The organism is Sphingobium sp. LSP13-1-1.1 (assembly GCF_040676415.1).
Lineage (GTDB): Bacteria > Pseudomonadota > Alphaproteobacteria > Sphingomonadales > Sphingomonadaceae > Sphingobium.
In genome coordinates this window covers 80,853-95,318 of the sequence record NZ_JBEGHU010000078.1, presented here as the reverse complement: position 1 = coordinate 95,318, position 14,466 = coordinate 80,853, and the positions used below count along the sequence as shown (strand labels likewise).

The 14,466-nt window shown below is 64.3% G+C and carries 8 protein-coding genes; 5 read left to right on the top strand and 3 right to left on the bottom strand.

Features of this window, described 5'->3' with window-relative positions; translation table 11 throughout:
• Window positions 1-23 precede the first annotated feature (23 nt).
• On the top strand, window positions 24-1,349 hold the full coding sequence (locus tag MRBLSP13_RS21245) for an O-antigen ligase family protein (RefSeq protein ID WP_363756505.1): 1,326 nt from the start codon (window positions 24-26) through the stop codon (window positions 1,347-1,349).
• A gap of 37 nt (window positions 1,350-1,386) precedes the next feature.
• Here the strand turns inward: MRBLSP13_RS21245 and MRBLSP13_RS21240 are convergent, their stop codons facing one another.
• Window positions 1,387-2,367 carry a 2OG-Fe(II) oxygenase family protein gene (locus tag MRBLSP13_RS21240; protein ID WP_363739662.1) on the bottom strand — a complete coding sequence of 327 codons (981 nt, stop codon included), beginning with the start codon at window positions 2,365-2,367 and terminating at the stop codon, window positions 1,387-1,389.
• Between the two features lie 270 nt (window positions 2,368-2,637).
• Between MRBLSP13_RS21240 and MRBLSP13_RS21235 the strand changes: the two genes are divergently transcribed.
• Window positions 2,638-4,911 (top strand): GumC family protein, encoded by a 2,274-nt coding sequence (locus tag MRBLSP13_RS21235; protein ID WP_363739663.1) that lies wholly within the window; start codon window positions 2,638-2,640, stop codon window positions 4,909-4,911.
• Window positions 4,912-4,967: 56 nt separating this feature from the next.
• On the top strand, window positions 4,968-5,642 hold the full coding sequence (locus MRBLSP13_RS21230) for a response regulator transcription factor (protein WP_363739665.1): 675 nt from the start codon (window positions 4,968-4,970) through the stop codon (window positions 5,640-5,642).
• Between the two features lie 16 nt (window positions 5,643-5,658).
• Here MRBLSP13_RS21230 and MRBLSP13_RS21225 read toward each other — a convergent pair whose 3' ends face one another.
• Together MRBLSP13_RS21225 and MRBLSP13_RS21220 are read right to left on the bottom strand one after the other, a co-directional pair.
• Complete coding sequence (locus tag MRBLSP13_RS21225) at window positions 5,659-6,159, bottom strand: flavin reductase family protein (RefSeq protein WP_363739666.1); 501 nt, start codon at window positions 6,157-6,159, stop codon at window positions 5,659-5,661.
• A 475-nt stretch (window positions 6,160-6,634) separates the two neighbouring features.
• Window positions 6,635-8,896 carry an NADP-dependent malic enzyme gene (locus tag MRBLSP13_RS21220; RefSeq protein ID WP_363756503.1) on the bottom strand — a complete coding sequence of 754 codons (2,262 nt, stop codon included), beginning with the start codon at window positions 8,894-8,896 and terminating at the stop codon, window positions 6,635-6,637.
• A gap of 140 nt (window positions 8,897-9,036) precedes the next feature.
• Here MRBLSP13_RS21220 and mutS point away from each other — a divergent pair, with 140 nt between their 5' ends.
• Window positions 9,037-11,688, top strand: coding sequence for a DNA mismatch repair protein MutS (mutS, locus tag MRBLSP13_RS21215; RefSeq protein WP_363739670.1), 2,652 nt, complete (start codon window positions 9,037-9,039; stop codon window positions 11,686-11,688).
• Window positions 11,689-11,697: 9 nt separating this feature from the next.
• Entirely contained in the window at window positions 11,698-14,457 is a 2,760-nt protein-coding gene (locus MRBLSP13_RS21210) for a [protein-PII] uridylyltransferase (RefSeq protein WP_363739672.1), read from the top strand.
• Window positions 14,458-14,466: the final 9 nt, after the last annotated feature.

Genomic DNA, 14,466 nt, shown 5'->3' with positions numbered 1-14,466 from the left:
CGCGAGGCGCAGCTTCCGGGACCGTGACGACTCTCGCCAGCCCTTCCCCTTCTGCGTCCGCCGCGATCGCCAAGCCGAATATCCTGGCCGCGCATGAGCAGACATGGGACAGGATCGCGCGTTCCTCCCTGCTGATCGCGATCTTCCTGAGCGGCTGGGGCCTGTTGCGGGTCGGCCAGATCAACCTCACCTTTTCCGATATCTTCTTCCTCCTCAGCTTCATCATTTCCGCCCTGCGCGGCCGGCTGAGCGTCACGCCTTTCCGCTCGCTCACCCCCTTCTGGCTGGCTGGGCTGGTGATGATGCTGGGCGGATTGTTCATCGGGTCCATCATCAACGGCGATCCGCTGCGTTGGGTGAACATCGCCCTGCAATATACCGTCGCCTTCCTGTGCATTCCGATCCTGCTGATGCAGCAGGAGGAAGGCACCATCCGCAAGGCGCCGCTGATCTTCATGCTGGGCATCACCTGTTCCGAAATGGTGGGCATCACGGCCAGCTTCTTTTTCACCTTCCACGAGACCCTGCACTGGCTCGGCGACGGCTTCATCACCGGCAACGGGCGGCTGGGTTCCATGGCGGGCCAGCCCAATCCCAATGGCGCGGTCGTCGCCTTCTCCCTCCCGATGCTGCTCTATTCGATGCGCTTCCGGCTGATCGGGGGCCTTGGCGGGGTCGCCTGCCTGATCCTGCTGCTATGGGGCCTGATGCTGAGCGCGTCCTTCACCGGATTTTCGGCCTCGCTGCTGGCGATCTTCACCACATTGCTGCTGATGGGCGTGCGCTACATCTTCCGGCTGGGGCTGACCGCCGGGGTCGCCGCCGCGCTCTTCTTCGCCAGCGGCGCCCCGTTGCCCAAGGCATTTCAGGAACGCGTCGGCAATGCGGTGGAGAGCGGCGACATCAATCAGGCGGGGACATTCCTCAACCGCTCGCAGCTCATGGAAGAAGCCTGGGGATTCGCCGAAGACTATACCGTCATCGGCATGGGCGTGGACCGCTATCGCGAACTCAGCGCCTATGACAATCCGGTGCACAACCTGTTCCTGCTGATCTGGAACGAGGGCGGAGCGATCGCCTTTTGCGGGCTGATCATGCTGCTGGGGCTGATCGGGTTGCTGGCGGTGAACGGGCTGCGCGTCAACCGCGACAAGGGCGCCATGGCGGTGGCGGTGGTGCTGGTGTTCCTGATCTACACCCTGTCCTACCCGCATATGTATTCGCGCATGTGGATCATGCCGGTGATGGTCGCGCTGGCGACCATCTACGTACCCCGCAGGACCGCGCCGGACTCAGCGGCGTTGATTTATGCGCGGCCGGTGGGCCCTCAGCCCCTGCCGGAGCTATAGGCCGGCAAGTTGCTGCCATTAAGCGGGCCGTGCTCCATCAGGCCGCCCCGATCAGCAACGTCACATTGTCGGTCCGAGGATTGCGGCCGCCGACCTGTCCCGGCTTCTCCACATGCAGCACACGATGCAGCACATGCCGCACGCCATAGGCCTGCGTGGCCATGCTGCCGGGAAAGACCGCCAGCGTCGCCCGGTCGATCGGCAGATCGATCCATCGTCCGTCAGCAAAGACCTGTGTCAGCATCTGCGACCGTTCGCCGCAAAGCGCCGAAAAATAGCGGTGGTCGAAATGCGCACCCTCGATCAGCGTTTGATCCGGCGCGATATCCCGGCGGCGGTCGCCATGCAGAAAAAGCCGGTTCAACCGCCGGAGCAGCCGCCCCACGCCCGGCGCATCGGCCAGCATCCCGTAGAGGTCAGACAGCCCGCGCAGACTGAGCACGCCCGCCGCCTGCCACCGTCTTTCGTCCAGGCCACAGCCCGCCCGGCCCCACCGCCCCAGCGAATTGCGGGCGAGCGCGCCCAGACGGTCGAAATCGCCTGCACTTTCCTGATATTTCAGCCTCTGTACCACGATCTGCATATCGCTGGGCGGCATGCCATCCGGCGCGAGCGCCATCATCAGCCGCCGGCCGATCGACCAGCATTGGTCCAGAAGCGCGGGACCGGGCGCATAATGGCGCCTGCCCTGCACGAAGGATGGGGGATGCATGGTGACAGGATCCTCTTCCTGCCCGCGCGATAACGCCATTTTCCGGGCGATATAGCCGTGATGCCCAGGCTGGAAATAGAAGAGATCGCCGAGGCTGGCCGTGATGTCGCCGCTGCCGTGATAATTGCGGGCGATGTCGACCAGCGGCGCTTCCCAGGGCATCTGCTCATCCGGATTTTCCAGCAGTCCCTGCCACAATTCGGCGAGGACGTCGGGACAGCGCACAAGCACCGCAACATGGCCCGCACTGAACAGCCGGGCCAATGAGCCCGGTTCCAGTTCCTGATATGCATGCTCCGCAATCATGTCCCGATCCCCTCGTGCGGAGCGTTCTTATCCTTGATCAACTTTCGTTCAAGGACGCGAAATCGACGATCCGGAATAGCCAGACATACATCAGAAATGTCTAGCCGGAGCATGAGGCCCTATCCTGTTCCGAAGGGTTAGCACCTATGCGCATCATCGGTCCCCGATGCGCTTTTGCTCTCTTGCGCAGCAACCCGCACTATCGATTCCATTGGGGACAGCCCTGACGACGGGGCGCGTCTGCGCGCCCGATGCGATTGGGAGACTATCATGGCGTCTGCACAGCTCACTCTGGTCGATGGCGTCGCATCAGGCGGCGGAGCGGAAAAGCCGCGCGACCTGTCGTTCGAGTTGCAGCAGATGTCGGCGCGCCAGATCTGGTTTCTTCTCCGCCGCCATATGAAGCTGGTGGCCAGCATCGTCAGCGCGTGCGTCGTGGTCGTGCTGATCGTGCAGTTGCAACTGCCCAATCGTTATGAGGCGACGGCGACCGTGCAGGTCGAGCTGAACGATTCCACCGGCTCCAACCAGGCCGATGCCACCCGCAACCAGCAGCGCGTCGCCAATGAGGCGCGCATGTATCGATCGCAGGCGCTGGCGGAACAAGTGGTGCGCGACCTCAACCTGAACCGCAACCCGGCCTTTACCCATGGCGTGCAGATGACGGTGCAGCAGGCCGCCGTGCAGCTGACGAAGAACACTCGTGTGGTCAGCTCCACCGATTCCGACTTCATCGACATCATCGTTCAGTCGCGAAAAGCCGAACTGGCGGCGCGCATCGCCAATCGCTTCATCGACAGCCTGCAGAAGATGCGCTCGCAACGCCGCCAGACATGGCGCGATGGCCTCAGCACCGCGCTCGACAAGGAGACCAAGCGCCTCGCCCATGAGGTTGAGCTGGCGGAACGCGCCGTCGCTGATTTCCGCCGGCAGCATCTGATGCCGATGGGCGCGGGGAGCGCGGAGGATTATCAGCAGATGAACCGGATCGCCGTGGAGGCAGCATCCACCGCCGCGATGAGCAGCGCCATGCAGGCGCAGGCAGCCGGCGTCAGCCGGGCCGCGAGCATGCGGACAGTGGCCGGCGCGAGCTCGCCTGCGCTCGACAATCTGGCGAAGCAATATGACGACCTTATCCGTCAACGCTCCGAAATGTCGGTCCAGATGGGCGCAAACCATCCGCAGATGCAGGCGCTCTCCGCGCAGATCGCCCAGGTGGGAAGGGCTCTCATCCAGGAGCGCGGCGCCGTCGTCGCAACCCAGCAGACGAAAAACGACACCGATGCCGGGCGCGAGCGGGCCATGGCGCTGGCGGAGGCAAGTGCCGCCTCCGCCCGGGCAGGCCAGTTGCAGGCGAAGCTCAACGCCATGACCGGCGCAGCTTTCCGCAACAATGCCAATCTGGTGGACCTTTCCATCCTCGACCGTCGGGCTGAGGTAGCGCGCCAGGCTTATCTGACCACGGCCCAGCGCGCCCAGACGGTGCAGTCGGAATTGCAAACCACCGGCGTCAACTCCACCATGGTTTCTGCAGCCGCCGTGCCGCTCCAGCCAGTCGCGCCCGCACCCAAGAAGATGGCCTTGGCTGCGTTTGTCGGCTCCTCTGTCCTGGCTTTCCTGATCGTGCTGGGGATCGAGATGTTCGACAACCGGCTGCGCAGCGGCGAACAACTCCGCCGCCTCTTCGCTCTGCGGACGCTGGCGATGCTGCCGAAGCTGGAGGATTCGATCGGCACGACGATCGAGGACAATCCGGTGATCACGCAACCGCAATCGCTGTTCACCGAAGTCGCCCGCAACCTTGCCAGCGAGATCGAGGAGTTGCCGCATCAGGGGACGAGCCAGCGGGTGCTGGTGACATCGCCGCTGCCCGGCGACGGCAAGTCGAGCGTCGCGCTGACGCTGGCGGCAGCCGCCGCATCCATGGGGCGCCGCGCCATCGTTGTCGATCTCGACCTGCGCCGCCCCGGACCCAGCATCCTGCGTTCGATCCAGGACAGTTCCGACACGCCCGACCTGATCGAGGTGCTGACCCATAGCGGTGAAAGCCGCCGCCTGATTCCCCAGGCCGAACCCCATGTCGACCATGATGCGGCCAAGGGTGCAGCGCCGGTCGCGCTGATGCCCGTCGTTCTCAGCACCCGGGAACAGATCCGCAATCCGGCCGCCGTCGTTCAGGGCTGGCAGATCGGCCAGCTGCTGGACGATCTGCGCGAACGCTTCGACCTGGTCGTCATCAACGCGCCGGCCATCCTGGCCGTACGCGACGCGCGCACCCTCTCTTCCCTTGCGGATTCGACGCTGATGGTCGTGCGCTGGGGACATACGACGGTCGAACAGTTGCGCGCCTCGCTCCAGATGGTGAACAATCAGGTGGTCGGCGCCGTGTTCAACCAGGTCGATTATGAGGAACATGCCCGCCGCGGTTATGGCGACGCGGTCCAGTTCTATATGGGATCTGCCGCTTATTATTCCGACAGCTTCCCCATTCGGCCCAGCCTGGCAGAGCGCGTCCGTAACCTCTTCACCCGCAAGGCTGCATGAGTCGCCTGCCGCCCCTGGAGGAGGCGCCATCGTCTCCTTTTGGTTTCGAAAGCGTTATGATCAAAGAGGATCCGCCCCGTCTCACCTTGCTGATCCTGGACGGGAGCCCGCTGCGTCGCGCGTGCATGGCCGTCGCGCTGGAGGCGGCAGGCGTCCGGATATTGCAGCAATCCAGCCTGGATGATTGGGAAACCCACGATCCACCCGACATCGTCCTGCTCCAGACCGGCGAATCCGAACTGGAAAATGCGGCCCTGCCGCTGCAGATCGCGCAGGCGAGGCAGCTATGGCCGACAGCCGCGATCCTGGTCATCGCGGACCATGGCAATGAAGCATTGATGCAGACGGCGATTGCGGCCGGGGCGCAGGCGCTGTTGCGATCCAGCACCGGCATCGTCACCATGCACCGGGTGCTTTCCCTGTTGAAGGAGGGACTTTCCGTCTATCCGGCCGCGATCGCCGCCGCCTTGCACCTGCGCCCGCCAGACAAGACCGACGGTCTGACCGAGCGGATTGCGCTGGCAGTCGACAGGTTCAAACTGCTGACCAAAAGGCAACGCGACGTGCTGCGCCTGCTGGCGCAAGGCGCCTCCAACAAGGATATCGCCCACCGGTTGAACATCAGCGAAAGCACGGTGAAAGTGCATGTACGGGCCATCATGACGGCGAACGGCGCGTCCAACCGCACGCAGATCGTCGCCCATCTTCTAAAGGGCGACGACCAGGAGTAACAGAGCAAGCAGCCCATCAGCTCAGATGGGCGAATTCCCCATAGCCGCCCTGGAAGAAAAGCAGCGGCTTGCCGGGCGTTTCCACCTCCAGCGCAATGACCCGGCCCAGCACGATATAATGGTCGCCGGCCTCATGCACGGCTTCCAGCCCGCAATCGATCCACGCCACCACCCCGTCCAGTATCGGCGAACCATTGGCCGAAACGCGATGCGTCACGCCAGCGAACTTGTCGTTCGCGCCCTTGGCCGAGAATTGCTGGCAGAGCGGCTTCTGGTCGCTGGCAAGGATATTGACGCAGAATTTCCCCGCCTTTTCGATCCGGGGCCAACTTTGCGAATTCTTGGCCGGGAAAAAGGCGACCAGCGGGGGATCGAGCGAAACGGAGGTGAAGGAGCCGACGACCATGCCGGTAGGCGCATCATCACCTGACACCGCAGTCACAACGCAGACTCCGGTCGGATAATGGCCCAGCACGCGCCGGAACGTGCCACTATCGAACGCTATGGCTTCACTCATGCGCACTGACCCCAGAGGAGAAAAATATCGACACTGATCTTCATCATCGCATCTCTTCTAAACCTGGCGGGGCATGACAAGCAAATCCCGCTGATACGCTCACGAGTTTTCCTTTTCCGGAACCTCGAAGCGCCATCTTAAGCCGCCATGGCGCGCATCAGCACGGCACGATCCTGATTCATCCGCTATGCGATATTGCTGCAATCCATCGACGCTCGTCTGGCGCCGTCGCGGCATGAAACTATGACGAAGGGCAGAACTTTGATCGATCTGCAGGCCCATAATGAGATTGCAACCGCCAGATCTTCCTGATCGAGGCATTGGCCCATTCAATGCGGCGGCTGCAGGCAACGGGTTGCATTCCCCTGACTGCAAGGAGGCAGCCTCGCCGCATCTGGCAAGGCCGCCTGTCCTTTTCCTCAAAGGGACTAGGCCCCTATTCCCTTTTTACCCGCCATTCCGTTCCGCAAGGGGCTCAGACCGCCACACCGGCGGAAGCCAGCACCGCCAGCGTCAGCAATTCCGAGGCGTTGGACGCCATGGTTGCGATCTGCACCGACTTGTCCATGCCGACCAGCATCGGCCCGATCATCGTCGCGCCGCCCAGTTCGCGCAACAGCTTGGCAGAGATATTGGCGGACTGAAGACCCGGCATGACCAGGATATTGGCCGGGCCCGACAGGCGGCTGAAGGGATAGTTCTTCATCACCGTCGGGTTGAGCGCCGCATCGACCGTCATTTCACCTTCGAATTCGAAGTCGACATTCCGCTCTTCCAGCGCCTTGATCGCGTCCCGAACATTGTCGAGGAAACTGCCCGGCGGGTTGCCGAAGTTGGAATAGGACAGGAAGGCGACACGCGGATCATGGCCCATGCGGCGGGCGACGGCGACCGTGCCCTCCGCAATATCGGCCAGTTCCTGCGCCGAGGGACGCTCATTGACCGTGGTGTCGGCCAGGAACACCGTCTTGTCCTTCGTCACCAGCACATGGATGCCGAAGGGGGTACGGCCCGCCGCCGGATCCATCACGCGTTTCACCTCGCGCAATGTCTGGGCAAAGGGCCGGGTCATGCCGGTGATCATCGCGTCGGCATGGCCCATCTTCACCAGCAGCGATCCGAAGATGTTGCGGTCCCGGTTCACCATTCGCTCGCAATCGCGGCGCAGATAGCCACGGCGCTGCAACCGCTTGTAGAGCGTGTCGACCATTTCCGGCACCAGCGGCGAATTGACGCTGTTGTGCAGTTCGAAGCTCTCCGGATCCTGCACGCCCAGTTCCCTGAGCTTGTCATGGACATTGGCGCGGCCGACCAGCACGGGAATGCCATAGCCCAGTTCGCGGAACTGGATCGCGGCGCGCAGCACCACTTCCTCTTCCGCCTCGGCAAAGACGACGCGTTTGGGATTGGCCTTCGCAACTTCATAAGCGGTGGTGAGCACCGAGGTCGTCGGGTTGAGCCGTCCCTTGAGCGACTGGCGATAGGCGGCCATGTCCGCGATCGGACGCTGCGCCACGCCGGTTTCCATCGCCGCCTGGGCGACCGCGGCCGGCACCAGTTCCATCAGGCGGGGGTCGAAGGGTGCGGGAATGATGTAATCCGGTCCGAAGCTGTGCGAACGGCCATAGGCCTTGGCAACTTCCTCCGGTACCTGCTCGCGCGCCAGTTCGGCGATCGCCTTGGCAGCGGCCAGCTTCATCGCCTCGTTGATGCCGGTTGCCCGCACGTCCAGCGCGCCCCGGAAGATGAAGGGGAAGCCCAGCACATTGTTGACCTGGTTCGGATAGTCCGATCGTCCGGTGGCGACAATGGCGTCGGGTCGCACGGCCTTGGCGTCCGGCGGCAGGATTTCCGGATCGGGATTGGCCATGGCGAAGATGATCGGCTTGTCCGCCATGGACTTCACCATATCCTGCGTCACGGCCCCGGCGACCGAGAGCCCCAGGAACACGTCCGCGCCCTTCACCGCTTCGGCCAAAGTGCGGGCGTCGGTCCTCACCGCATGGGCCGACTTCCACTGGTTCATGCCCTCGGTGCGGCCTTGATAGATCACGCCCTTGCTGTCGCACATGATCACATTGTCATGCTGGACGCCCAGCGCCTTGATCAGTTCGGTGCAGGAGATGGACGCCGCGCCCGCGCCGTTCACCACCACCTTCATGTCCTTCATCTCGCGCCCGGTCAGCATCGCCGCGTTGATGACGCCCGCCGCCGCGATGATCGCCGTGCCGTGCTGGTCGTCATGGAAGACCGGAATGTTCATCCGCTCCTTGAGCGTTTGTTCGATGATGAAGCATTCCGGCGCCTTGATGTCCTCCAGGTTGATGCCGCCAAAGGTCGGCTCCATCAGTTCGACCGCATCGATGAACCTGTCGACATCCTCCGTCTTGAGCTCGATGTCGATGGAATCGACGTCGGCAAAGCGCTTGAAGAGGACGGACTTGCCCTCCATCACCGGCTTGGACGCCAGCGCTCCCAGATTGCCGAGGCCCAGGATCGCCGTGCCGTTGGAGATGACCGCGACCAGATTGCCCTTGGCGGTATAGTCATAGGCCGTCGCCGGGTCCTGCGCGATGGCGCGCACCGGCACGGCGACGCCGGGTGAATAGGCGAGCGACAGGTCGCGCTGGGTCGCCATCGGTTTCGACGCGATGATCTCGATCTTGCCGGGGCGTCCCGTCGAGTGGAAGAACAGCGCCTCCCGCTCTGAAAATTCGACGTTCGACTTCTCGGTCATGGCGGCGCGCCCCCTATCTATGCAACAATGAGGAGGCCCTAGCGGCAAGAATATCTTGTGGGCAAGTGCGAGAAGCGCAATTTTCCTGCCGTTTCCCGAAACTCTGGCCTGAACCTGTCGTTCCGGCTATCCGCATTGCCATGGCGCGAACGATCGACACATCCACGCAACAGGCGACGCCCATGATGGCGCAATATCTGGCGCTGAAGGCGGAAGCGCAGGATTGCCTGCTCTTCTATCGCATGGGTGACTTTTTCGAACTGTTCTTCGAGGATGCGAAGGCGGCGGCGGCAACGCTGGACATCGCGCTGACCAGCCGTGGCGAGCATGGCGGCGCGCCGATCCCGATGTGCGGCGTGCCGGTGCACAGCGCGGAATCCTATCTCGCGCGGCTGATCAAGGCGGGCCACCGCGTCGCCATTGCGGAGCAGACGGAAACCCCTGCCGAGGCCAAGGCGCGGGGGTCCAAGTCCCTCGTCGCGCGCGCCATCGTCCGTTATGTGACCGCCGGAACCCTGACGGAGGAGACGCTGCTCGACAGCCGTCGGGACAATATGCTGGTCGCGCTGGCGCAGGTCGGCGGTGAGGAGGCGGGGGAATATGGGCTGGCCGCCGCCGATATTTCGACCGGACGGTTCGAGACGCTGACCTTGCGGGCGGCCGATCTGGCGGCCGAACTGGCGCGGCTGCGGCCGAGCGAGATCGTGTTGCCGGATGGGCTGGGGCTGGAACTGCCCGATTCCCACCCGTTCGACCGGGCTGCCTTTTCCAGCAGCCGGGCCGAAGCGGCGCTGAAGCGCCTGTTCGGCGTTGTCACGCTGGATGGCTTCGGCCAGTTCGGCCGCGCTGAACTGGCGGCGATGGGCGGGCTGCTCGGTTATCTGGATCATGCAGGCAAGGGCACCCTTCCCTTCCTGGCGCCGCCCATGCGCAAGACCAGCGGCGCCCACGTCGCCATCGATGCGGCGACCCGCGAGAGCCTGGAGATCATCGCCACCATGAGCGGCACGCGGGCAGGCAGCCTGCTGGCCGCTGTGGACCGGACGGTCACGGGCGCCGGCGCGCGGTTGCTGGCGCAAGATCTTTCCGCGCCGCTGATGGATCAGGCCGCCATCGAGGCGCGGCTGGGCCTGGTGCAACTGTTCCATGACGACAGCATGTTGCGCGATCAGTTGCGCGTTGCCCTGCGCGCATTGCCGGACATCGGGCGCGCGCTCGGCCGGCTCGCCATGGGCCGGGGCAGTCCCCGCGATCTTGGCCAGTTGCGCGACGGGCTGGGCGAAGCGCGGCTGTTGCGCGAGCGCTTGGGACGCCTGCCCGACCAACCGCTGCTGCTGACCCAATTGCTGCCCGCGCTGGACGGGCACGGCGCATTGGTCGACAGCCTGTCCCGCGCGCTGGTCCCCAGCCCGCCGACCGAGACCGCCAATGGCGGCTATATCGCGGACGGCTATGACCCGGCGCTGGACGAGCTGCGCCGGCTTGCCGGTGATGGTCGCCGCGCCATCGCCGCGCTGGAGGCCCGATATCGCGAGCAAACCGGCATCGCCTCGCTCAAGATCCGGCATAATGGCGTGCTCGGCTATCATGTCGAGGTGCCCGCCCGCGCCGCGGATCAGTTGATGCAGCCCGACAGCGGCTTTACCCATCGCCAGACGCTTGCCGGCGTGGTGCGCTTCAATTCGGTCGACCTGCACGAACAGGCGAGCCGGGTGGCGCAGGCCGGCGCTCACGCCCTGGTGGCCGAAGCCGCGCATCTGGAAGAACTGATCGAAACAACCCTTGCCCGCAAGGCGGATATCGCGCGGGCTGCCGATGCCCTTGCCCGGCTTGATGTGGCTGCGGCGCTGGCCGAACGCGCGGCGGAGGGCGGCTGGCAGCGGCCCCATTTCGTCGCCCAGGATGGCGAAGGCCCCTGCCTGGAAATCGTCGGCGGCCGTCATCCCGTGGTCGAGGATGCACTGCGCCGCGAGGGCCAGCCCTTCGTCGCCAATGATTGCCGGCTGTCGTCAGGCGACCGGCTCTGGCTGGTCACTGGTCCCAATATGGGCGGCAAGTCGACCTTCCTGCGGCAGAATGCGATCATTGTCATCCTGGCGCAGGCGGGCGCCTATGTCCCCGCCGCATCCGCGACCATGACGCTGGTCGATCGCCTCTTCAGCCGCGTCGGCGCGTCGGACAATCTGGCGAAGGGACGCTCCACCTTCATGGTCGAGATGGTCGAAACCGCCGCCATCCTGGCGCAGGCGACCGAACACAGCTTCGTCATCCTGGATGAAGTGGGGCGCGGCACGTCGACCTATGACGGGCTGGCATTGGCCTGGGCGGTTGTCGAGGCGGTGCATGAGGTCAATCGCTGCCGCTGCCTGTTCGCGACGCATTATCATGAACTGACCCGGTTGGCCGAGACGCTGTCCTCGCTGTCGCTGCACCATGTCCGGGCGCGGGAATGGAAGGGCGATCTGGTGCTACTGCATGAGGTCGCGGCAGGACCGGCGGATCGCAGCTACGGCCTGGCGGTGGCGCGGCTCGCCGGATTGCCTCCCGCGGTTCTCAAGCGGGCCAAGGATGTTCTCTCCCGCCTCGAAGCGGGCAAGGCCAGGACCGGCGGCATTGCGGCGGGGCTGGACGACCTGCCCCTCTTCGCTGCCGCCACGGCGCAGCCGGAGGAGAAGGTCGACGCGCTGCGCGCCGCACTGGACGCGATCGATGCCGATGCGCTCTCCCCCCGCGAGGCGCTCGATCATCTCTATCGGCTCAAGCAACTGGCGGCGGCCGGGCAGGAAGACTAGATAAGCCTTATGGTCATGCAGTTTCCAAAATTGGGTTCGAGGCGCGCGATCATCGACCGGCGCGCCATTTCCGATCGCATCAACGCCCTGGCGCAGGAGCATCGGGGCGACCAGATCAAGCTGCGCGGCCTGATCGTGAAGGAATTGAAGGAGGCGCTGGACGCCGGGCGCGAAGATGTCGCCCGCCGCCTCGAACACAAGCCGACCCGCGGGCGCGAGGTGGTAACCGCTTTCGCCTTCCTGATCGATCAGATCCTGCGCCTGCTCTACGACGCGACGACCCATCATCTCTACCCGGCCGGCAATCGCAGCACCGGCGAGCGGATCGTGCTGATCGCAGTCGGCGGCTACGGCCGGGGCGAGATGGCGCCGCACAGCGATGTCGACATCGGCTTCATCACTCCGTGGAAGCCCACCGGATGGACCGAACAGGTCATCGAATCCATGCTCTACTCGCTGTGGGACCTGGGGCTGAAGGTCGGCCATTCCAGCCGGTCCATCGACGAAACCATGCGCATGGCGAAGGCGGACCTGACCGTCCGCACGGCCCTGTTGGAGGCACGCTACATCTGGGGCGATCGCCTGCTGTACGAGGAAACCGCCAAGCGCTTCGATACCGAAATCATGCAGGGCACCGCCCGCGCCTTCGTCACCGAAAAGCTGGAGGAGCGGGATGAGCGGCACAAGCGCATGGGCGACAGCCGCTATGTGGTCGAACCCAATGTGAAGGAAGGCAAGGGCGGGCTGCGCGACCTGCACACGCTGTTCTGGATCGGCAAATATGTAAACCGGGTGAAGTCGGTCGCGGAACTGGTCGATGTCGGCCTGCTCACCGAAGCCGAACTGCGCCAGTTCCAGAAGGCGGAGGACTTCCTCTGGGCGGTGCGCTGCCATTTGCACATGATCACGGGACGGGCGGAGGACCGGCTGACCTTCGACCTGCAACTCGAGACCGCGACCCGCATGCATTTCACGGGACGCGCCGGGCGTTCGGGCGTCGAGCGATTCATGCGCTATTATTTCCTGAACGCGAAGACGGTGGGTGATTTGACCGCCGTGTTCCTCGCCCATCTGGACGACCAGATGGCGGAGCGCGGGCGCCGCTACATCCCCAGCTTCTTCCGCCGCCCGAAGAAGCTGGACGGCTTCGTTCTGGATCGCGGACGGCTCGCGCTGCCCAACGACCAGTTTTTTCAGGACGATCCGGTGCGGCTGCTGGAAATCTTCGCGCTGGCCGACAAGCATGGCCTGGCCATCCATCCCAGCGCCATGCGTGCAGCCAGCCGCGACGCCAGCCTGATCACCGCCAAGGTACGCCGCGATCCCCGCGCCAACGCCGCATTCATGGAGGTGCTGACCTCCCCCCGTGATCCGGAAACGGTGCTGCGCTGGATGAACGAGTCGACCGTCTTCGGTCGCTTCATCCCCGATTTCCGCCGCGTCGTGGCGCAGATGCAGTTCGACATGTACCACCATTATACGGTGGACGAGCACACGATCCGCGCCGTCGGCCTGCTGGCGCGGATCGAAAAGGGCGAACTGAACCAGGATCATCCGCTGGCGGCGGACCTGATGGGCAAGCTGGTGTCGCGCCGGGTGCTCTATGTTGCGGTGCTGCTGCACGACATCGCCAAGGGGCGCGGCGGCGACCACAGCATATTGGGTGCGCAGGTGGCGGAGAATCTCTGCCCACGCCTGGGGCTGACTCCGGCAGAGACGGAGACCGTGTCCTGGCTGGTGTTGCACCATCTGCTGATGTCGGCCACCGCCTTCAAGCGCGACCTCGCCGATTACAAGACCATCCTCGATTTTGTCGAGGTGGTGCAAAGCCCGGAGCGGCTTCGTCTGCTCCTGTGCCTGACGGTGGTCGATATCCGCGCCGTCGGACCTGGTGTCTGGAACAGCTGGAAACGGCAATTGCTGGGCGACCTCTATGAGGCCGCCGAAGAAGTGCTGCGCCTTGGCCACAAGCAGAAGGGCCGCAGCGAGCGCGTCACCACCAAGCAGCGGGCGCTGCGCGAGGCACTGGGCCTGTCCGAAACCGATTTCGAGAAGCTGCGCAAGCGCCTGCCGGAAAGCTACTGGATCGCGGAGCCGGAGGACATCCTCATCCACAATGCGCAGCATATACTGGAAGCGGGGGATTCCCCGCTATCCATCGCCGCGCAATATTATCCGCAGCGCGGCGCGACGCTGGTGACGGTCTATGCCGCCGACCATCCGGGCCTGTTCTATCGGATTGCAGGCGCCATCCATCTGGCGGGCGGGAACATCATCGACGCGCGCATCCACACGACCCGGGACGGCGTGGCCATCGACAATTTCCTGGTGCAGGACCCGCTGGGCGGCGCCTTCCACAGCCCCGATCAATTGACGCGCATCCGCAAGGCGATCGAAGATTCGCTGGCCAATCGGCACCGCATGATCACCAAGCTGGAGGCGCGCCCGCTGCCCCGCACGCGCGCGGAAGCCTTCCGCATCGAACCCAATGTGCTGATCGACAACAAGGCATCGAACCGCTTCACCGTGATAGAGGTCAATGCGCGGGATCGACCGGCACTGCTGTTCAGCCTGGCCAATGCACTGTTCCAGTCGAAGGTGACGGTGCACAGCGCGCATGTCGCCACCTATGGCGAGCGCGCCGTGGATACTTTCTATGTGACCGACCTTCTGGCCGGGAAGATCGAGAGCAAGGCGCGGCTGCAAACGCTGGAGCGGCGGTTGCTGGAAGCGGCCGGCGGCGAGGTAGCGGAACTGGAGCAGGCTTGACGCTCGATT

What these genes read in the sequence shown, in the direction of transcription:
- MRBLSP13_RS21240 (WP_363739662.1), bottom strand. Translation starts at nt 2,367, where the DNA reads ATGATTGCGGAGCATGCATATCAGGAACTGGAACCGGGCTCATTGGCC.
- MRBLSP13_RS21235 (WP_363739663.1), top strand. Translation starts at nt 2,638, where the DNA reads ATGGCGTCTGCACAGCTCACTCTGGTCGATGGCGTCGCATCAGGCGGC.
- MRBLSP13_RS21230 (WP_363739665.1), top strand. Translation starts at nt 4,968, where the DNA reads ATGATCAAAGAGGATCCGCCCCGTCTCACCTTGCTGATCCTGGACGGG.
- MRBLSP13_RS21225 (WP_363739666.1), bottom strand. Translation starts at nt 6,159, where the DNA reads ATGAGTGAAGCCATAGCGTTCGATAGTGGCACGTTCCGGCGCGTGCTG.
- MRBLSP13_RS21220 (WP_363756503.1), bottom strand. Translation starts at nt 8,896, where the DNA reads ATGACCGAGAAGTCGAACGTCGAATTTTCAGAGCGGGAGGCGCTGTTC.
- mutS (WP_363739670.1), top strand. Translation starts at nt 9,037, where the DNA reads ATGGCGCGAACGATCGACACATCCACGCAACAGGCGACGCCCATGATG.
- MRBLSP13_RS21210 (WP_363739672.1), top strand. Translation starts at nt 11,698, where the DNA reads ATGGTCATGCAGTTTCCAAAATTGGGTTCGAGGCGCGCGATCATCGAC.